The sequence below is a fragment of the Mycobacterium sp. ST-F2 genome, assembly GCF_001905655.1.
GTDB lineage: Bacteria > Actinomycetota > Actinomycetes > Mycobacteriales > Mycobacteriaceae > Mycobacterium.
This window is the reverse complement of the sequence record NZ_JMHT01000017.1, coordinates 46,472-64,115: the sequence shown is the minus strand read 5'-3', so window position 1 is coordinate 64,115 and position 17,644 is coordinate 46,472. Positions and strand designations below refer to the sequence as shown.

The following is a 17,644-nucleotide window of genomic DNA, read 5'->3' as shown; positions in this document are numbered from 1 at the left end:
GTCAGATCTTGCGGATGACGGTCACGACCTTGCCCAGCACGACCGCGTCGTTGCCGGGGATCGGGTCGAACGCCGGGTTGTGCGGCATCAGCCACACCTGACCCCGGGTGCGCTTGAAGGTCTTCACCGTGGCTTCGCCGTCGATCATCGCCGCGACGATGTCGCCGTTGTCGGCCACGTTCTGCTGCCGCACGACGACCCAGTCGCCGTCGCAGATCGCGGCGTCGATCATGGACTCGCCGACCACTTTGAGCAGGAACAGCGAGCCCTCGCCCACGAGTTCGCGGGGGAGCGGGAAGACGTCTTCGACGGCTTCCTCGGCGAGGATCGGGCCGCCGGCGGCGATCCGGCCGAGAACCGGGACGAAGGTCGGTTCGGGCAGTGCATCGGAACCGGCGACATCGGTGGTGATGGTGGCGCCCGTCGCGTCGTCGGCGCCCCGGACGTCCACGGCGCGCGGCCGATTCGGGTCGCGGCGCAGATAGCCCTTCTTCTCCAGCGTGCGCAACTGGTGGGCCACCGATGAGGTGGAGGTCAGGCCGACGGCGTCGCCGATCTCCCTGATGCTGGGCGGGTAACCGCGCGTGGTCACCGAGGTGCGGATGACGTCGAGAATGGTCCGCTGACGCTCGGTGAGGCTGCTGGACCGCCCGCCCGGCGAGGCGTCGGGGGTGCGGGCGGTGCCGTCCGGGGTATCGGTGCTGTCGCTCATGGGTACGAATCTAGCCCAGCGGACACGATTCATCAAACATGTGTTCGAGATCGGATGGCTCGGCGTGTCGCGCGCGGCACGGGGCGCGGGCCCGCGAAAGGCGCCGTCGAAGTCGCGGAACGCAACTTGTCGGTGGGCAGTCGTATCGTTCGCAACAGTTCGATCACATGTTCTACCGTTCGAACATTTGGGCGATATAGTCGAACACAAGAGCGATCGAACCTATGTACGAACTCCTGAGAGGAACCGACATGACCGTCATCACCCGCGAATACCCGACCGACGTCGTCGTCCGCGCCGTGCCGCGCCGTGGCGATGTGAACCGGCACCGGCAGGCCCGGCTGCGTCCGGCCGCTTCCCGGCCCTCGGGCGCGGCCTTCCGTCACCGGGGCACCGGCGTGCTGACTTCCCGCGCCTCGCACCGGCGCCACCCGATCACCCCGTTGACGACGGTGGTGCTGGCGCTGGTCGCGGCGGGCATCACGGTGTGGCTGGGCCTGGTGGCGCAGTTCGGGGAGGCCGTCCAGCCGGCCGCGTCGACGGAGTCGGTGCCCACGCAGCTGGCCGTGGTCAGGGTGCAGACCGGGGAGTCCATCCAGCAGGTCGCCCGGCGGGTGGCGCCGGACGCTCCCGTCAGCGCGGTCGTCGACCGCATCAAGGAACTGAACAAACTGCCGTCTGTCGCCCTTGACGCCGGCCAGACGCTGATCGCCCCGGTCGGCTGAGGACATTCCGTGCGCACCTCCATCGGCACGGCGCCCGGCCGGGTCCGAGCGGCACGGGTAGGCTCGAGACCGTTCGAAACGGTCGATTGTCGGTGCGGCGAAGGAGCGGTGATGCACTGTCCGTTCTGCCGGCATCCGAACTCGCGTGTGGTCGATTCACGGGAAGCCGATGAAGGGCAGGCGATTCGGCGTCGCCGGTCGTGCCCGGAATGCGGTCGGCGGTTCACCACGGTGGAAACCGCGGTGGTCGCGGTGGTCAAGCGCAGCGGCGTCACGGAACCGTTCAGCCGCGACAAAGTGATCAAAGGCGTACGGCGCGCCTGCCAGGGTCGGCAGGTCGACGACGACGCTCTGAACCAATTGGCGCAGAAGGTCGAAGATGCGGTGCGGGCCACCGGATCTCCCGAAGTGCCGAGTCATGAGGTCGGGTTGGCCATCCTCGGTCCACTGCGTGACCTGGATGAGGTCGCCTACCTGCGCTTCGCGTCGGTGTACCGGTCGTTTTCGTCCGCCGAAGACTTCGAACGCGAAATCGAGGCGCTGCGGGCACACCGCGGTGTGCCCTCGTCGGGCTGACAGCCGCAGACTGCCGCTAGGTCGCGCTGCGTTCGTCGGCCTCGAGCGCGTCGAGCACCGCAACCTTCGTGTCCATCGGGGCGTCGATCGACTTCGCGGTGACGCCGGTCTGCAGGAGCCCGCGCAGGGCATCGCGGTCGTAGACCGACGGCGCGGTCGTGTCGATGAAGTCCTCGACGAGCTTCACGAATCGATCGGGGTCGTCATGAAATGGGAAATGTCCCGAGTTGTCGAAGAACTCGAGCCGGGAACCCGGCATCGCGGCGTGTGCCAGTTCTCCATGGGCTGCCGGGATGACTGCATCCTGGGTGCCCCAAACCAATTGCACCGGAATGGCTTCGGTCAAATAACATCGGTCCAGCATCGTGACCACCTGACCGCGCCAGTCGACCACCGCACGCAGGGTCCGGGCGAAGGCAGATGAGGCCTTGGGCTCGGGCAGGTCATTGAGGATCCGCAGCACGTTCGGCAGGTCGTGCCCCAGTCCGGTCGACCCGAGCAGTGCCCCGCCGAGACGCCCGGCGAGCTGAAGAGCGGGCAGTACCAACGGGATTCGCAACAATGCCAGGGCCTCGGTGCCCAATGGCAGCGCCGCGAGCCGCAGTGCGATGTTCACGTCGCGGGTGACACCGCCGGCACCGACCAACACCAGCCGATCGATCAATTGCGGGAATTGATAGGCAAATTGCATGGCCACACCGCCGCCCAGCGAATGGCCGACGACCGTCACCCGTTCGATGTCCAGCACGCTGAGCAAATCCCGCATGCCGTTGGCGTACGCCGCCACCGAGTAGTCGGCGCGCGGCTTGTCGGACTGGCCGTGGCCCAACAGGTCCGGGGCGATGACGGTGAAGCGCTGCGCGAGGCGCGTCTGCACGGTTTCCCACGTGGTGGAGTTGTCGCCGATGCCGTGGATCAGCAGGATCGCCGGTCCAGACCCCGCTATCCGGAAGGCCCGCCGGTAACCGTGGATGGTGCGGTATTCCAGCCGGGGCGTCACGTCACGCACCGAGTGCAGGTTGGGCTTTCCGTCTGGCATCGTCCCAGCTCCTTCCCATCATGTCGACGAGGCCGACCGCGTGGGTCAGTCGCCGGCGGTGCCGTCGTCGCCTTGATCGGGATCGGCGAAACCGTCACCGGACTGTTCGGCGAGGAACTGTTCGAACTGGGCGCCGAGTTCGTCGCCGCTGGGTAGTTCCTCGTCACGTGCCAGCAACGACCTGTTTTCCTGAGCAGCGACGAACGAATCGTACTGTTGTTCCAGTGCAGTGACCACTTGAGCGACTTCGGAGCTGGCCTCGACCTGCTCGCTGATCTTCGTGTACACCTCGGCGCCGGCCTCCGCCAGCGCGTTCAGCGGAATCTGCAGTGACGCGATCCGGGAGACCTCGCCCAGCAAGGCCTCGGCGGCCGGCGGATACGCGGTCTGCGCCAGATAGTGCGGCACGTGCACGGTGAAGCCCAGTGCTTCGTGGCCGTGCTGGATCATCCTGTACTCCAACAGGTTGGACACACTGGCCGGGACCTGCACCTCGCCGACCCATGGTGTGTGGTCGGCGATCAGCTCCTTGTTGCCGGCATGCGCGGTCATGGTGACCGGCCGGGTGTGTGGGACCGCCATCGGGATGGCGCCCAGCCCGATGACCTGGCGGACCCCGAGTCGCTCGCAGAGCAACCGCACCGCGGTGATGAAACGTTCCCAACGCAGATCCGGCTCCATGCCGGCGAGCAGCAGGAACGGTGTCCCGGCCGTGTCGTGCAACGCGTACAGGTTCAGCTCGGGATCGTCGTACTTGGTGAAGTGATCGGTGGTGAACGTCATCAGCGGACGACGCGAGCGGTAGTCCAGCAGTTCATCGATGGCGAACGAGGCAACCAGCTCGGTGTCGAGCGTGTCCTTGAGGTGCTCGGCGGCCAGCTTGATGGCATGGCCCGCATCGGAGAAGCCTTCGAAGGCGTGCACCATCACCGGCCCGCGGCCGTCGGCGGCGGACAGTTGCGGCGCGGGGAACTCCAGCTCGTACATGCCGCTCTGCTCGGGCTGGTACTGCTGGCCCCGACCGTTGTCGGGCCGCTGGTCGCTCCCGCCGTGCTCGCTCACCTTCACACTCCTTGCCGTACTGCCTCGCCCGCATTGCGCCGCGGGATGCGTCTCTCCTACAAGTGTCGCGCATTCTTGCGTTGTTCCCAGTGCCACCCCGCTGAACGCCCATGGTGCACCAGGTGCTGCTCGGGCAGGTGGTATCGGGCAAGATCCGAGAGATGCTCGGCACGCGACTGGCTGTGAGCGCATTCGTCGCGCTGCTGGCCACGGCGTGCAATGTGCCCGCGATCGAGACGGCCCCGCGCGCCGCCGAGATCGACGCGGCTCCGGACCCGCGCGTCGGAGCGGTGTTCCTCGGCAGCGACTCGGTGCACACCTGCACTGGCGCGGTACTCGATTCGCTGGCGGGGAACCTGATCATCACCGCCGCCCACTGCCTGGATGCCTCGTACGACGCGACGTTCGCGCCCGGCTACCGCGGCGCCGGCGTGCCCGGCGACTTCTGGCACATCGACGCGGTGTACCTGGATCCCCGGTGGGTGCGGCGGCAGGACCCGGCCGCGGATTTCGCGATCGCCCGGGTCAGCCATGGCGGACTGGCGGCGACCGACACATTGGAACGCCGCACCGGCGGCGGCTTCGTGCTCGGCGCGGCACCGGGCCCGGACGTTCCGATCACGGTGACGGGATACCCGCTCGGAGATGGTGGGGTGCAGGTCAGGTGTAGCGGGCCGACGTCACGCCCCGACCGTGGGTACCCGGCGCTGCGCTGCCCCGGCTTGGTCGACGGCACCAGCGGATCGCCGTGGGTGTCCGGGGCCACGGTCAGGGGAGTGGTCGGCGGTCTGCAGGGTGGCGGCTGCAGCGGCAACGACCTGTCGTACTCCGCGCCGTTCGACGTGCAGGTCCAGCTGCTGTATCAGCGCGCGCTCGAGGGCGGGCCCGCCGACCGCGCCGGCGGTGCACCCGATGACGGCTGCGGCCCCTAGCTCTTGAACTGGTTCAGCGCCCGCAGCTTGTTCATCACGTCGAGGGCGGCGACCTTGTAGGCCTCGGAGAAGGTCGGGTAGTTGAACACCGCGTCGACCAGATACTCCACGGTGCCGCCGCAGCCCATCACGGCCTGGCCGATGTGGACAAGCTCGGTGGCGTTGGAGCCGAAGATGTGCACGCCGAGCAGGGTGAGGTCCTCGGTGGACACCAGCAGCTTGAGCATGCCGTACGAGTCACCGGCGATCTGGCCACGCGCCAATTCACGGTAGCGCGACACGCCGACTTCGTAGGGGATCGAGCTGTCGGTGAGATCGACCTCGGTGGCCCCGACGTACGACACCTCCGGAATGGAGTAGATGCCGATCGGCTGTAGATCGGTCATGCCTTTACAGGGTTCGCCGAACGCGTGGTACGCGGCCAACCGGCCCTGGTCCATGGAGGTCGCGGCGAGCGCGGGGAAGCCGATGACATCACCCACGGCGTAGATGTGGTCGACCTTGGTCTGGTAGTTGTCGTCTACGAAAATCCTTCCCCGACTGTCGATCTCGAGGCCGGCTTGCTGGACGTCGAGGTGCTCGGTCTGGCCCTGGCGGCCGGCGGAGTACATCACCGTCTCGGCGGGGATCTGCTTGCCGCTGGCCAGAGTGGTCAAGGTGCCTGCCGGTCCGACGTCGACCGCGGTCACCTCTTCACCGAACCGGAATGTCACCGCCAGGTCGCGCAGGTGGAATTTCAGGGACTCGATGATCTCCGAATCGCAGAAGTCCAGCATCGTCGGTCGTTTCTCGATCACGGTGACCTTGGTGCCCAGCGCGGCGAACATGGACGCGTACTCGATGCCGATCACGCCCGCGCCGACGACCACCATCGACTGCGGCAGGCTCTTCAGGTCGAGGATGCCGTCGGAATCCAGCACGCGTTCCTCGTCGAACTTCACGCCGGCCGGGCGCACCGGTTTGGTCCCGGTCGCGATGACGACGTAGCGCGCCTGGATGGTGATGTTCTCGCCGCGCGTCGGGTCCTCGATGACCAGGGTATGGGCGTCGAGGAACCGGCCGTGCCCTTCGAACAGCTCGACGCCGTTGCGCAGCAGTTGGTTGCGCACCACGTCCTGCTCGCGCCCGATGACATGGGTGGTCCGGCGCAGCAGATCGGCGGGCGTGATCCGTTCTTTCACTCGGTAGCTGGAGCCGTACAGTTCGCGCTGGCTCATCCCGGTGAGGTAGACGACCGCCTCGCGCAGCGTCTTGGACGGAATGGTGCCGGTATTGACGCAGACGCCGCCGAGCATCCGCCCGCGTTCGATGACAGCGACGGATTTTCCCAGCTTGGCCGCGGCGATGGCGGCCTTCTGGCCACCTGGACCGGACCCGATGACGACGAGGTCGAACTCCTGCATGGAACCCATGACAGCCAGGTTGGCACGGTGCGCCCGATCACGCAGCCCGATCACCGGCGAACTTTGCGGAAACACCTCGAACTCGCCGGTTATCCACAGATCCGAGTTCATCCACAGACCGGCTCGCCGGTCTGCTCGCCCGGCGATTCCTGACGGACCGTGCTGCCACGTTCTGGTCATGACAACTTTCAGCTCATTCGATTTCCAACTGAACCGGCCCGGCGCCCTGATCGCGGCGGTACCCGCGGTGCTGGGGTTTGCGCCGGAGAAATCCCTGGTGCTCGTCACCGTCGTCGGCGGTGAGATGGGCGCGGTCCTGCGGGTGGACCTGTCGGAAGGATTCTTCGATGCCTTGCCCGACGCGCTCGGGCATCTGTCCGACATGGCCGCCGCGGCGGACGCCGACGCGGCCATCGGCGTGGTCGTCGACGAGCACAGCGTCGACTGCCTGGTGTGCGCCGACATGTACCGCGACGTGAGTCAGGAACTCGAGGAAGCGCTGGCCGATCACGGCATCGAACTGTTCGCGGTCCACGTCGTCGACCGGGTGGCCGCCGGTGGCCGCTGGTACTGCGCCGACGGCTGCGGCAACGTCGGCGTCGTCGAGGATCCCGAGTCGTCGCCGGTCACCATGGCCGCGGTGCTCGACGGCCGCCGCCTCTACGCGCGGCGTGCGGACCTCGTCGAGGTTGTCGCCGTCACCGATGCGCGGCGTGCCGAGGCGCTGCGGCCGGCGCTCGAAAAGCGTGCTGCCACGCTGCATGCCCCTGGTCGCCCCGAGGCCGCGGTGCGTGCCGACGTCGAGCACGCGGTGGCCTGCGCGGGCCGCCAGGTGGACGGCACGCCATTGCCCGATGACGACGCGGTACGCCTGGCCTGCGCGGTCGCCGATTCGCGGGTGCGGGACGCGTTGTATGCGCTGGCGGTCGGCGAGAACGCCGCGTCAGCCGAGGCGGTGTGGGCATCGCTGGCTCGAACGCTGCCTGCGCCGTGGCGGGTGGAGGCGCTGGTGTTGTTGGCGTTCAGTGCCTATGCCCGGGGTGACGGGCCGCTCGCCGGGGTGGCGCTGCAGGCCGCGCTGGACGTGGACAGCGGGCACCGGATGGCGGGCATGCTCGATTCCGCCCTGCAATCCGGCATGCGTCCGGACAAGATCCGCGAATTGGCGCTCACCGGGTACAAGCTGGCCGAGCGGCTCGGCGTGCAGATGCCGCCGCGCAGAGTCTTCGGCAGGTCGGCGTGAGCCTGGTGGGCCCGGGATCAGACCTTCTCGACCCGGACTGCGTGCGCCATCTGGTGCGGCAACTCGACCTGCTCGTGTCCGGGGATGACGATCAGGACGCTGCCGTGCTCGGTGGCCTGCACCGTGACGCGGGCATCCGGCACGACGCCGGCATCTTTGAGCCGGGCGATCAGCTCGGCGTCACCCTGGACGTGTTCGGTCAGCTGACGCACCCGGACCGCGACCGGCAATCCGGTGGGCAGCTCGGTGAGCCGAACCAGGCTGACGTCGGAGTCGCCGGTCGGCATGACGCCGAGCTCGGCCAGGCCGGGGATCGGGTTACCGAACGGCGACGTGGTGGGGTTGTCGAGTACCTGCACCAGCCGGCGCTCGACGTCCTCGCTCATGACGTGCTCCCAGCGGCATGCCTCGGCGTGGACTTCCTCCCAAGGCAAGCCGATGACGTCCACCAGCAGCCGTTCGGCCAGCCGGTGCTTGCGCATCACCGACACCGCCAGCGAGCGGCCCTTCTCGGTCAGTTCCAGGTGGCGATCACCGGCGACATGCAGCAGTCCGTCGCGCTCCATCCGCGACACCGTCTGGCTGACGGTGGGGCCACTCTGCTCGAGGCGTTCGGCAATGCGCGCACGCAGCGGCACCACGCCCTCTTCTTCGAGGTCGTAGATCGTCCGCAGGTACATCTCGGTCGTATCGATCAGATCGTTCATGCCAAATTCCTCCAGGCCTCCGCCGGTGCCCAGCTTACCGGTTTGACCGGGTCAACAGGCATCCAGCACGGCCGATCGGCGGTGCGATTCGCGCTGCGCGCAACCGCGGGCGTGCCGGCCACAAAAAACGGTGCCCGCCGGGTAATCCGGCGGGCACCAGTGGGGTGCAGTTGTGTGGCGGAACAATCAGCTCGCGTAGGCCCGCAGTCGCTCGGCACGCTCGCCGTTGCGGAGCTTCGACATGACTTCGCGTTCGATCTGGCGGACCCGCTCGCGGGACAGGCCGAACAGCTTGCCGATCTGATCCAGGGTGCGGGGCTGCCCGTCGTCCAGGCCGAACCGCAGCCGGATCACCTGCTGCTCGCGCTCGTCCAAGGTGGCGAGCACGTGCCGGATGTCGGTGTGCAGCAGCTCCGAGATGACGGCGTTCTCGGCGGAGAGCGCCTCGGAGTCCTCGATGAAGTCGCCGAGCGGAGCTTCCTCGTCGGTGCCGACCGGCATGTCCAGGCTCACCGGGTCGCGGCTGTGCTCGAGCAGGTCGTTGATCTTCTCGACGGGGATGCCCGACTCTTCGGCGAGCTCTTCGTCGGTGGCCTCACGTCCCAGGCTCTGGTGCATCTCACGCTTGATCCGGGCCAGCTTGTTCACCTGCTCCACCAGGTGGACGGGAAGCCGGATGGTGCGGCTCTGGTCGGCCATGCCTCGGGTGATCGCCTGACGAATCCACCAGGTCGCGTAGGTCGAGAACTTGAAGCCCTTGGCGTAGTCGAACTTCTCCATGGCGCGGATGAGGCCCAGGTTGCCTTCCTGGATCAGGTCCAGCAGCGGCATGCCCCGGCCGGTGTAGCGCTTGGCGAGCGAGACCACGAGGCGCAGGTTCGCTTCGAGCAGGTGCCGGCGCGCAGCTTCACCGTCGCGAACGATGGCCGCCAGGTCACGCTTGCGGTTGTCGCCGAGACGCTTCTTCGTCTCGAGCAGGTGGGCCGCGTACAGGCCTGCCTCGATGCGCTTGGCCAGTTCCACCTCGTCCTCGGCGTTGAGCAGGGCGGTCTTACCGATGCCGTTCAGGTAGACGCGCACCAGGTCCGCGGCGGGACTCTGGGCGTCAAGGTCGGAATCGATACGGCTTGTGGTGGCTTTTGCCATTTGCGGCCTCCTGCTCGTGCTCAGCTCGAACTGTCACTGGCTTCAACGCCCGAGCGGCAGGAGAAGTTCCCGAGGCGCTCTCCGCTCATGGCCTCTGACCTGCGGTTTTCTCGCGTCGACCTGAGAATGTCCTTAGAAAGGAGAAAGAATGAAACTCAGGGTCGGCCGGGGCGGTCTGTCAGACCGTCAGGGCTCGACGTCGCCGTCGATGACCGGGTGCCGTTCCTCGATGGCTGGGTGCTCCGCGGCCGGCACCATGGGTGCCCGCCGGGCGGCGTCGTAGCGGCGCGGTTCCTCCGCGGTCCGCGGTGGCCGGTCGTTGGCGATGAGCACCGCGATCCACGGCAGCGGTATGGACGCGATGAGGATGGCCAGCGAGATCAGGCCGTTGTGCCAGATGCTGTACGCCAGTGCTGCCAGCAACAGCGCCGGCACCCGGAAAGACATGATGGTCAGGTAGCGGCGGACGCGTGCGCGGTGCTGCTCCTCGTAGGCGGGTGCTGCGCGAGTGATGAGGACCGGCCGACCGTCGTCGTCGAAACTCAGCTCTTGGCCTTGTTTCATTCTTCTACTGTCCCACATCTGGCTCAGTGCTGCCGCGACCGGTTCGGGTGGAGTGCACAATGAGTGCATGCAGACCGACACCCTCGAACGCACCGATTCCGATGAACAGGTCGACGACGGTACGGACGACGACCGACCTAAGCACTTCCACTACGTCAAGAAAGACAAGATCGCTGAGAGTGCCGTCATGGGTACTCATGTCGTCGCGCTGTGCGGCGAGGTGTTCCCGGTGACCAAGTCGCCCAAGCCCGGCTCGCCGGTGTGCCCCGACTGCAAGCGCATCTACGAACAGATGAAGAAGTAGCCCCAGCGACTCAAGGCGCTCAGACCGGCGGCTCGGCCCGCTCGGTCGGTTGGTCGCTGGTGAGGTTGTCGGCCTTCTCCTCGAGCCATTCGCGCAGGCGCCGGGCATGGGTGTCCGGCGCCGGCCATTCCTCCTCGATGGCGGCGTTGAGTTCGGCGCCCAGCATGATCGCGAAGCCGAGCGCGAACGCGAACAGCAGGAAGGCGATGGGCGTCGCCAGCGCGCCGTAGGTATAGCCGGTCTCGGTGATCCAGGTCAGATAGAACCGCAACCCCACCGTCGCCACCACGAAGACCACGGTGGCCAGCACGGCGCCGAGCAGCAGCCGATGGGTCGGCAACGGCTTGGGCAGCGATACCCGGTACAGCACCGTCACCGCCAGCACGATGCCGAGCAACAGCACTGGCCAGTACCCGTATTTCATCGCGTTGGACCAGGTCTGGGGGATGTGCTGGGCGATCTTCATCGGTCCGATGGCGGCCACCGGAGCGGTCGCGATCATGAACAGCAGCATCACCAGATACAGCCCCAGGGCGTAGAAGCGCTGCCGCACCGGATGGCGCAGAGGCGTCTGGTCATGGGCCTCGACGACCGCGTCGACGAACGCCGAGATCGCCGACGAGCCTGCCCACAGCGAGATGACGAACCCGAGGGACACCACCTCGCCGCGGGCACCGACCGCGATGTCACGGACGGTCGGCTGGATGATCTCGTTGATCACGTTCGGCGAGAAGAAGTTCTTCGCCGTCCCGATCAACTGTTCCTGGATCATCGGCAGCGTCTCGGGGCCGAACAACGGAGCCACGTACGCCAAGCTGCCCAACATGCCCAACAGCAAGGGCGGTAGGGACAGCGCCGACCAGAACGCCGCCTGAGCCGATTCAGCAAAGATCGAATCGTCCCAGCTTTTGGCCAACGCGCGTCGCATGATGCGCAACACGTGATGCCGTGTCGGCTTGATCGGAGGCGTCTGGTCGTTCATGACCAGACCAGCATTACCGAAGAGACCCCATCAGGACCGTATTTGAAGCGACCGGCGGGTCACTCAGTCCTCGCTGCTCACCACCAGCACAGCGGCCAATTCAACCAGCTTGGATTCATGCTCGTTGGCGTGGTGTTGGCAGAACAGGAGCTCCATGCCGGACGGCAGGGTAGCGCGAACGCGGGCGGCAGCGCCGCACCGGTCACAGCGGTCGGCCCGTGTCAGTGTCGGGCCGGTCAGAGTTGCGTTCATGGCTCCTCCTTCTGCTCGTCGCCGCCTGGGCGCTTTGCCGGTTACACATCTCTACTCTCTCAGACGATTTGGATTCCAGCGTTGTTCCCCGGGCGTTCACGGGTGTGTCGTGTCTCACCTATCGCTGAAGTTGCGGGCGCGGCAGGCTGACCGGATGATCCCGACGCCCACGGTCCTCGTCCATCTGTGTAGTGAAACGGATTGGGCGCGTGCTCAGTTCGACGGCGCGCTCCGGCCGCCGTCGCTCGACGAGGTCGGGTTCGTGCATCTGTCGGCTCCTGGGCAGGTCCATCTCCCGGCCAACCGGCTCTACCGCGGTCGGTCCGACCTGGTGCTGCTGGTGTGTGATCCGGCGTTGCTGGGGTCGCCGATTCGCTGGGAGCCAGGGGTGCCGACGGATCCGGAGTCGATGCTCTTCCCGCATCTGTACGGGCCGCTCCCCGTCGCGGCGGTGGCCCGGACCATGCCCTACCGACCCGATACCGAGGGTGTTTTCGCCGTCCTACCAGCAAATTTTGATACCGGTGGCCTTGGTTAACGGCAAATGAACGACACTCTTAGAAATCTGTCCACTCACTGGGAATGTGGCCTGAATCACTGCCATTGAGTTGGCACGATCTCGCGCGTAAATACCCCCGAGACGGTGAGGACATGATCAACCACACAAATGCTGAAGCCGCGACCGGCAAGCGCCGTCGCGCAGGAAAACTGAAGGGACTCGGTGTCGCGCTGACGGCCGGTGCCCTTCTGGTCATGTCGGCGCTGCCGGCATGGGCGGCCGAGAACATGACCATCACGTTCATTCGGCACGCGCAGTCGACCGCGAACGCTGAGAACCGGATCGACACGCAGGTTCCGGGCCCGGTGCTGACCGAAGCCGGGACGCAGCAGGCCAAGGACATCGTCGGTGTTCTCGGTGACAACAACTACGACGCCATCTACGCCTCGACGATGGTTCGGACGCAGCTGACAGCTGCGCCGATGTCGCAGTACCTGGGTCTGCCCATCCAGGTGTTGCCGGGCCTGCAGGAGATCGAAGCGGGCATGTTCGAGAACGGCCAGGAGCGCGGCGCTGCCGGTCTCGGTTACATCTCGTACCCGCTGGCGTGGTCGGGTCTGAAGATCAACGTGGATCCCGTGACCCACGCCGTCAGCTTCGGCTACCTCGATCCGGCCAACCCGAACTACACCGATCCCTCGCGGACCATCCCGGGTGGGGCGGCTCAACCGATCAGCATCAACGGCAACGACTTCGATGCTCGGGTCGACGGTGCGCTGCAGCAGATCTATGACAACGGCGACCGCAACGCTGCGGTGTTCTCGCACGGTGGCACCATCATGTTCTGGACGCTGATGAACGCCAAGAACATCACGCCCGAGCAGAAGATCATGCTGTTCGCCCAGCATCCGCTGAGCAACACCAACTACGTCGTCGTCGAGGGCAACCCCGAGGACGGCTGGAACCTGGTGAACTGGAACGGTGTCGAGATCGCCGGTATGCAGAAGGGCCCGATCGAGCAGGTGCTGACCCAGGTCCGCACGCTGACCCGTCAGCTCGGCTCGGTGGTGCAGGATGTCGCGGCGGCGTTCCGTACCGGTGATGTCGGTCAGATCCTGACCGCGATCAACCGCGGCGCTGCGGATGCGCTGTTCTCGACGACCAAGTTCGTCCGTGCCATCAACGCTCAGGTCATCAATGGCGTCACCGGCGCCATCGACAACCTGAAGGAGCGCCTGAACCCGCCGGCTCCGGCTGGTGCCACGACCCCCGCCCCGGCCTCGGGTGCGGCGGTCTCGCCGGCTGCCTTCTCGGCTCCGGTTGCGGCGAAGGCTGCTGATGCGGCTGCGGCCGGCGACTCGCCGGCAAAGGCTGCTGGCGCTCCGGCCTCGGACAACAAGGCCGACGAGGCCAAGGCTGACGCTGATGCCGCCAAGGCCGATGGGCTGGCCAAGGCTGATGAGGCCAAGGCTGACGCCGACGCCGCCAAGGCCGAAGGCCAGGCCAAGGCTGACGCTGCCAAGACCAAGGCCGACGAGAAGAAGGCTGCGGCTGAGGCCAAGAAGGCCGCTGCCAAGGCCAAGGCCGAGGAGAAGAAGGCTGCCGCCAAGGCCAGGGCCGACGCCAAGAAGGCTGCGGCCGAGGCCAAGAAGGCCGAGGCTGCTGCCAAGGCTGAAGCTGCCAAGGCCAACGCCAACGCCGGCGCTGGAAGCACCGACTGACAGTTCGTCTCGGGTAGTAACGGATCGGCCCCCTTCTCTCCGGAGGAGGGGGCCGATCCGCGTCGGCGCCCGCGCCGCCGAACTGTGACAAAGCTGTCCGCTGGCCGGGATTGTGGTCTGTATCACCGTTACAGAGCTGGCACTGTCGCGCGGGTAAATATCTTCCCGTCGAACAGTGAGGACATCATTAACCACACGAATTCAGAGGGCGCGGGACATCGTCGTCGCGCGCGGGGACTGAAGGGGCTGGGTGTCGCGCTGACGGCCGGCGCCCTACTGGTCATGTCGGCGCTGCCGGCATGGGCGGCCGAGAACATGACGATCACGTTCATTCGGCACGGTCAGTCGTACGGCAACCTGTCGGGGCTCGGCGACACGTCGACACCGGGCCCGACGCTGACCGACCTCGGTCAGCAGCAGGCCAAGGACATCGCGGCGAAGCTCGGCGACAACAACTACGACGCCATCTACGCCTCGACGATGATCCGGACCCAGCAGACCGCTGTGCCCATGTCGCAGTATCTGGGCCTGCCGATCACAGTGTTGCCGGGCATCCAGGAGATCGAAGCCGGCATGTACGAAGGCACGCCCGAACGGGCAGCGCTCTTCGGCTACCTGACGGCACCGCTGGCCTGGGCGGGTCTGATGGTGACGCCGCCTCCGACCGTCAGCTTCAACCCGATCACGCCGAACCTGGACGCGTTCATCCCCAGCGCACCCGGTAGCACCACGGGGCTGAACGGCCACCAGTTCGAGGACCGGGTCAACGGCGCCCTGCAGACGATCTACGACAACGGCGATCGCAACGCTGCGGTGTTCTCGCACGGCGGCACCATCATGATCTGGACGATGATGAACGCGAAGAATCTGAGTCCCGAGCAGAAGATCATGCTGTTCACCCAGCACCCGTTGTCCAACACCAACTACGTCGTCGTCGAGGGCAACCCCGAGGACGGCTGGAACCTGGTGAACTGGAACGGTGTCGAGATCGCCGGTATGCAGAAGGGCCCGATCGAGCAGGTGCTGACCCAGGTCCGCACGCTGTCTCGTCAGCTCGGAGGCGTGGTGCAGGACGTCGCCTCGGCGTTCAAGACCGGTGACGTGGGCAAGATCCTGACCGCGATCAACCACGGCGCGGCCGATGCGCTGTTCTCGACGGCCAAGTTCGCGCGCGCCATCAACGCTCAGGTCATCGGCGGCGTCACCACTGCTGTCGAGAACCTGCAGAAGAAGCTGAACCCGCCGGCTCCTGCGGCCGGCACCGAGACCCCTGCTCCGCACTCGGGTGCGGCAGTGTCTCCGGCCGGGTTCTCGGCTCCGGCTCCGGTCGCTGCCAAGGCTGCGGCCGCGGCTGCGGCGGGCGACTCGCCGGCCAAGGCTGGCGATGCTCCGGCTTCGGACAACAAGGTCAAGGCCGATGACTCCACCGCTGGCGCTGACACCACCAAGGCCGATGAGAAGAAGGCTGCCGCTGCCGCCAAGAAAGCTGCTGCGAAGGCTCGGGCCGAGGAGAAGAAGGCTGCTGCCAAGGCCAAGGCCAAGGCTGAGGCCAAGAAGGCTGCGGCTGAGGCGAAGAAGGCCGAGGCTGCTGCCAAGGCTGAAGCTGCCAAGGCCAACGCCAACGTCGGCGCAGGCAGCACCGACTGACGGTTCCGCGAAACGGATCGGCCCCCTTCTCCTCGGAGGAGGGGGCCGATTGGTGTCAGCTCTGCGCTTGGCCGGCGAGCAGCAGGTCTCTGGTGATTTCCAGGTGCCCGACGTGCTGCGCGATGTCGTGCAGGATGTGCAGCAGCGTCCACTCCGGGCTGGCGGTGGCCAGCACCGCGGCGCGCGTGGTGCCGCCGCGCACCCCGTCGGCCAGATCGCGGTCCCGGATGCCCTCGGTGACCGCAATCTCGACCCAGCCCGGGAAGCGCTGCTGCAGGGCCGTCAGCCGGTCCAGCAGCTCGTCGACTCGGCCGGTCGCGGTGAACTCGCTGTCGCGGTCGCGTGGGATCCGTTGTCCGGCAATGAAAGATCCGGCCCAGTAGTCGACGACGCCGATGCAGTGGTTGACGATCGCATAGCAGCTGTTGGCGCCGGGCAGGTCGGGCTGCCGGTTGGCGAGGTCGTCACCGAGCACGGTGAGGATGTCGGCCATTGCGGCGAAACATTCAGCCGAGACGTCGAGGAGTGCTTGGCCCAGTGGATGTTCCGAGGTTGGCATACGCGAAAGCCTTTCACACACAGAGCTTTTCCCGCCTCGGGTTTTCGGGTGGCGGGGGGAGTCCGGCATCTGGTGATAAATCTGACGCAGGCGTAAAATTTGACGGTTCGAATCCAACTCGTGACCCGACGCCGGAGGCATTCATGCACACCAAAACTGTTCTGGCTCTCGCCGCTGCGGCGCTGCTGGTCGCGCCCGTCGGCCCAGCATCCATCGCGCAGGCGGCGCAAAGCTCAACTGATACAACGACGTTCAGTCCACAGCCGACGGTCGCCGCGCAACCGATGAACTGTCGCGGCGAAACCGGCGACCACGGCTGCGGCGCGGGCTGGATCTGGAACGGGGAACGCTGCGTCCCATGCTGAGCCATTGAGCGCAAACCAGAACTGCCCCGAAACCGGGTTTCGGGGCAGTTCTCGTTGAGCCGGGGGACTAGTCCAGGTAATCGCGCACTAGCGCCCACTGGGCCGTGTGCTTGGGCTGGGAAAACAGGGGTGGCGGGGGAGCGGTGTGCACGCTAATACCCTGGACTAGCCCCAGCGCCTCGTCAACCTCAGTCGTCATCGCACACCAGCTCGCCAGCCCAGGCCTCGCGGCCCTCGTGAATCGCGAAGGCGGCTATGACAAACCCGGCCACCGGGTCGAGCCAGGCGGCGCCGGTAAGTTCGAACAGGCCAACGCCTAGAAGTGTCGAAATGCTAAGCAGCACACATATTCTCGTCTCGGCAGCATCCGCGAGGATTAGGTTGTCCTGCAGCTGGTCGCCCACCTTTTTCTTGGCCGCCGCCAAGATGGGCATGACGATGATCGACGCGACCAGCAGGCCAATGCTGACCAATGACCGCTCGGGTTGCTCGCCGTTGACCAGGCTGCGGATGCCCTCGATGGTCACGTATGCGGCCAGCAGGAAGAAGGTGGAGGCCACCAGCTTGAGCGCCAGGCGCTCCTTGCGCTCGTCGGCATGCCCGTGGCGCAGCCGGGCGGCCAGCCGGATGCCCACCAGCACGGCGGCGATTGACTCGATGCCTGAGTCGATGCCGAAGCCCACCACCGATACCAGCCCCGCAAGTAGTCCGGCAGTGATGGCTACGGCGCCCTCGATGACGTTGTAGCCCACGGTGAACTGCGCAAGCCGCAGGCCCCGGCGGGTAAGCCGCTCAACCTCAGCTGCGGGAAGGGCCTCAGTGGTCATTTGGCGGTGGTTCCTGTTCCGTAGTTGGGGCACAACGCCACGGCGTTGCCGGTTGCGGCGAGCAGAGTTTCGGCCGAGGCCAGGAGGTCGAGCAATTCCGGTCGGGTTAGGGAGTAGAACACCTGCCTGCCCTCTGGGCGGCCCGTCACCAGTCCGCAGTCGCGTAGGCACGCTACGTGCGCGGAGACCGTCGACTGGGCGAGGCCCAGTTCGACGTTCAGGTCCGCCACGCGAGCTTCTCCACGTGCCAGGCGGCGCACGATGGCCAGCCGGGCGCGGTCCGAAAGGCTGTGAAATAAGGCAGCTGCCGCGTCAAAGCCCGAGGCGCTACACGATGGCTCGGCGTCAGACACTCGATCAATCGTCATCCGGCGATGAT

Annotated in this window: 21 protein-coding genes; 9 read left to right on the top strand and 12 right to left on the bottom strand. The window is 66.5% G+C overall.

The annotated features are described in order from the left end of the window. Position 1: 1 nt before the first annotated feature. Positions 2-712 (bottom strand): transcriptional repressor LexA, encoded by a 711-nt coding sequence (lexA, locus tag EB75_RS07885; RefSeq protein ID WP_073694869.1) that lies wholly within the window; start codon positions 710-712, stop codon positions 2-4. A gap of 251 nt (positions 713-963) precedes the next feature. Here lexA and EB75_RS07880 point away from each other — a divergent pair, with 251 nt between their 5' ends. Together EB75_RS07880 and nrdR are read left to right on the top strand one after the other, a co-directional pair. After that, positions 964-1,437 (top strand): LysM peptidoglycan-binding domain-containing protein, encoded by a 474-nt coding sequence (locus EB75_RS07880; RefSeq protein WP_073694942.1) that lies wholly within the window; start codon positions 964-966, stop codon positions 1,435-1,437. 111 nt (positions 1,438-1,548) lie between these two features. After that, complete coding sequence (gene nrdR, locus EB75_RS07875) at positions 1,549-2,013, top strand: transcriptional regulator NrdR (RefSeq protein WP_073694868.1); 465 nt, start codon at positions 1,549-1,551, stop codon at positions 2,011-2,013. Positions 2,014-2,029: 16 nt separating this feature from the next. On the opposite strand, the gene EB75_RS07870 is transcribed toward nrdR, so the two are convergent. Both EB75_RS07870 and EB75_RS07865 read right to left on the bottom strand, forming a co-directional pair. Continuing rightward, positions 2,030-3,052: an alpha/beta fold hydrolase gene (locus EB75_RS07870; protein WP_073694867.1), complete on the bottom strand. Its 1,023-nt coding sequence runs from the start codon at positions 3,050-3,052 to the stop codon at positions 2,030-2,032. Between the two features lie 45 nt (positions 3,053-3,097). Continuing rightward, entirely contained in the window at positions 3,098-4,039 is a 942-nt protein-coding gene (locus EB75_RS07865) for a proteasome assembly chaperone family protein (protein ID WP_073694941.1), read from the bottom strand. Positions 4,040-4,236: 197 nt separating this feature from the next. Between EB75_RS07865 and EB75_RS07860 the strand changes: the two genes are divergently transcribed. Beyond that, positions 4,237-5,046 (top strand): trypsin-like serine peptidase, encoded by an 810-nt coding sequence (locus EB75_RS07860; protein ID WP_286150115.1) that lies wholly within the window; start codon positions 4,237-4,239, stop codon positions 5,044-5,046. Here the strand turns inward: EB75_RS07860 and sthA are convergent. Continuing rightward, positions 5,043-6,449 (bottom strand): Si-specific NAD(P)(+) transhydrogenase, encoded by a 1,407-nt coding sequence (sthA, locus tag EB75_RS07855; RefSeq protein WP_168176005.1) that lies wholly within the window; start codon positions 6,447-6,449, stop codon positions 5,043-5,045. The genes EB75_RS07860 and sthA overlap by 4 nt on opposite strands. Positions 6,450-6,627: 178 nt before the next feature. Here sthA and EB75_RS07850 point away from each other — a divergent pair, with 178 nt between their 5' ends. After that, positions 6,628-7,692, top strand: a complete 1,065-nt coding sequence (locus EB75_RS07850; protein ID WP_073694866.1) for a DUF4192 domain-containing protein — start codon at positions 6,628-6,630, stop codon at positions 7,690-7,692. 17 nt (positions 7,693-7,709) lie between these two features. Here the strand turns inward: EB75_RS07850 and EB75_RS07845 are convergent, their stop codons facing one another. The 3 genes from EB75_RS07845 to EB75_RS07835 form a co-directional block, all read right to left on the bottom strand. After that, entirely contained in the window at positions 7,710-8,399 is a 690-nt protein-coding gene (locus EB75_RS07845; protein WP_073694865.1) for an iron-dependent transcriptional repressor DtxR, read from the bottom strand. A gap of 186 nt (positions 8,400-8,585) precedes the next feature. Further along, entirely contained in the window at positions 8,586-9,545 is a 960-nt protein-coding gene (locus EB75_RS07840) for a sigma-70 family RNA polymerase sigma factor (protein ID WP_020101848.1), read from the bottom strand. Positions 9,546-9,731: 186 nt separating this feature from the next. Further along, positions 9,732-10,127 carry a DUF3099 domain-containing protein gene (locus tag EB75_RS07835; RefSeq protein WP_073694938.1) on the bottom strand — a complete coding sequence of 132 codons (396 nt, stop codon included), beginning with the start codon at positions 10,125-10,127 and terminating at the stop codon, positions 9,732-9,734. A 49-nt stretch (positions 10,128-10,176) separates the two neighbouring features. On the opposite strand from EB75_RS07835, the gene EB75_RS07830 reads away from it, so the two are divergent. Continuing rightward, positions 10,177-10,413, top strand: a complete 237-nt coding sequence (locus EB75_RS07830) for a DUF3039 domain-containing protein (protein WP_029105322.1) — start codon at positions 10,177-10,179, stop codon at positions 10,411-10,413. 19 nt (positions 10,414-10,432) lie between these two features. Here the strand turns inward: EB75_RS07830 and EB75_RS07825 are convergent, their stop codons facing one another. Both EB75_RS07825 and EB75_RS07820 read right to left on the bottom strand, forming a co-directional pair. Further along, a complete protein-coding gene (locus EB75_RS07825) occupies positions 10,433-11,395 on the bottom strand; it encodes a YihY/virulence factor BrkB family protein (protein WP_073694864.1) in 963 nt (320 codons plus the stop codon). A 63-nt stretch (positions 11,396-11,458) separates the two neighbouring features. Beyond that, positions 11,459-11,647, bottom strand: coding sequence for a DUF7455 domain-containing protein (locus tag EB75_RS07820; RefSeq protein ID WP_029118279.1), 189 nt, complete (start codon positions 11,645-11,647; stop codon positions 11,459-11,461). 154 nt (positions 11,648-11,801) lie between these two features. Here EB75_RS07820 and EB75_RS07815 point away from each other — a divergent pair, with 154 nt between their 5' ends. From EB75_RS07815 to EB75_RS07805, 3 genes are all read left to right on the top strand, one after another. Further along, positions 11,802-12,185 carry a DUF952 domain-containing protein gene (locus tag EB75_RS07815; RefSeq protein WP_073694863.1) on the top strand — a complete coding sequence of 128 codons (384 nt, stop codon included), beginning with the start codon at positions 11,802-11,804 and terminating at the stop codon, positions 12,183-12,185. A 113-nt stretch (positions 12,186-12,298) separates the two neighbouring features. Continuing rightward, a complete protein-coding gene (locus tag EB75_RS07810) occupies positions 12,299-13,867 on the top strand; it encodes a histidine phosphatase family protein (protein ID WP_073694862.1) in 1,569 nt (522 codons plus the stop codon). A gap of 282 nt (positions 13,868-14,149) precedes the next feature. Further along, the gene (locus tag EB75_RS07805) at positions 14,150-15,514 is read left to right on the top strand and encodes a histidine phosphatase family protein (protein ID WP_073694861.1); all 1,365 of its coding nucleotides are present in this window, start codon (positions 14,150-14,152) and stop codon (positions 15,512-15,514) included. Between the two features lie 55 nt (positions 15,515-15,569). On the opposite strand, the gene EB75_RS07800 is transcribed toward EB75_RS07805, so the two are convergent. Beyond that, entirely contained in the window at positions 15,570-16,073 is a 504-nt protein-coding gene (locus EB75_RS07800) for a mycothiol transferase (RefSeq protein ID WP_073694860.1), read from the bottom strand. 143 nt (positions 16,074-16,216) lie between these two features. Between EB75_RS07800 and EB75_RS07795 the strand changes: the two genes are divergently transcribed. Beyond that, on the top strand, positions 16,217-16,438 hold the full coding sequence (locus EB75_RS07795) for a hypothetical protein (RefSeq protein ID WP_073694859.1): 222 nt from the start codon (positions 16,217-16,219) through the stop codon (positions 16,436-16,438). A 188-nt stretch (positions 16,439-16,626) separates the two neighbouring features. Here the strand turns inward: EB75_RS07795 and EB75_RS07790 are convergent, their stop codons facing one another. Both EB75_RS07790 and EB75_RS07785 read right to left on the bottom strand, forming a co-directional pair. Further along, complete coding sequence (locus EB75_RS07790; RefSeq protein ID WP_073694858.1) at positions 16,627-17,265, bottom strand: cation diffusion facilitator family transporter; 639 nt, start codon at positions 17,263-17,265, stop codon at positions 16,627-16,629. Further along, positions 17,262-17,633 (bottom strand): ArsR/SmtB family transcription factor, encoded by a 372-nt coding sequence (locus EB75_RS07785; RefSeq protein WP_073694857.1) that lies wholly within the window; start codon positions 17,631-17,633, stop codon positions 17,262-17,264. The genes EB75_RS07790 and EB75_RS07785 overlap by 4 nt, the downstream gene beginning before the upstream one ends. Positions 17,634-17,644: the final 11 nt, after the last annotated feature.

Coding starts and splice junctions, on each gene's coding strand:
- EB75_RS07835 (WP_073694938.1), bottom strand. CDS start 10,127: ATGTGGGACAGTAGAAGAATGAAACAAGGCCAAGAGCTGAGTTTCGAC.
- EB75_RS07830 (WP_029105322.1), top strand. CDS start 10,177: ATGCAGACCGACACCCTCGAACGCACCGATTCCGATGAACAGGTCGAC.
- EB75_RS07795 (WP_073694859.1), top strand. CDS start 16,217: ATGCACACCAAAACTGTTCTGGCTCTCGCCGCTGCGGCGCTGCTGGTC.
- EB75_RS07850 (WP_073694866.1), top strand. CDS start 6,628: ATGACAACTTTCAGCTCATTCGATTTCCAACTGAACCGGCCCGGCGCC.
- EB75_RS07790 (WP_073694858.1), bottom strand. CDS start 17,265: ATGACCACTGAGGCCCTTCCCGCAGCTGAGGTTGAGCGGCTTACCCGC.
- EB75_RS07840 (WP_020101848.1), bottom strand. CDS start 9,545: ATGGCAAAAGCCACCACAAGCCGTATCGATTCCGACCTTGACGCCCAG.
- EB75_RS07865 (WP_073694941.1), bottom strand. CDS start 4,039: ATGTACGAGCTGGAGTTCCCCGCGCCGCAACTGTCCGCCGCCGACGGC.
- EB75_RS07845 (WP_073694865.1), bottom strand. CDS start 8,399: ATGAACGATCTGATCGATACGACCGAGATGTACCTGCGGACGATCTAC.
- EB75_RS07810 (WP_073694862.1), top strand. CDS start 12,299: ATGATCAACCACACAAATGCTGAAGCCGCGACCGGCAAGCGCCGTCGC.
- sthA (WP_168176005.1), bottom strand. CDS start 6,449: ATGCAGGAGTTCGACCTCGTCGTCATCGGGTCCGGTCCAGGTGGCCAG.
- EB75_RS07800 (WP_073694860.1), bottom strand. CDS start 16,073: ATGCCAACCTCGGAACATCCACTGGGCCAAGCACTCCTCGACGTCTCG.
- EB75_RS07870 (WP_073694867.1), bottom strand. CDS start 3,052: ATGCCAGACGGAAAGCCCAACCTGCACTCGGTGCGTGACGTGACGCCC.
- EB75_RS07825 (WP_073694864.1), bottom strand. CDS start 11,395: ATGAACGACCAGACGCCTCCGATCAAGCCGACACGGCATCACGTGTTG.
- EB75_RS07880 (WP_073694942.1), top strand. CDS start 964: ATGACCGTCATCACCCGCGAATACCCGACCGACGTCGTCGTCCGCGCC.
- lexA (WP_073694869.1), bottom strand. CDS start 712: ATGAGCGACAGCACCGATACCCCGGACGGCACCGCCCGCACCCCCGAC.
- EB75_RS07785 (WP_073694857.1), bottom strand. CDS start 17,633: ATGACGATTGATCGAGTGTCTGACGCCGAGCCATCGTGTAGCGCCTCG.
- EB75_RS07820 (WP_029118279.1), bottom strand. CDS start 11,647: ATGAACGCAACTCTGACCGGCCCGACACTGACACGGGCCGACCGCTGT.
- EB75_RS07815 (WP_073694863.1), top strand. CDS start 11,802: ATGATCCCGACGCCCACGGTCCTCGTCCATCTGTGTAGTGAAACGGAT.
- nrdR (WP_073694868.1), top strand. CDS start 1,549: ATGCACTGTCCGTTCTGCCGGCATCCGAACTCGCGTGTGGTCGATTCA.
- EB75_RS07805 (WP_073694861.1), top strand. CDS start 14,150: ATGTCGGCGCTGCCGGCATGGGCGGCCGAGAACATGACGATCACGTTC.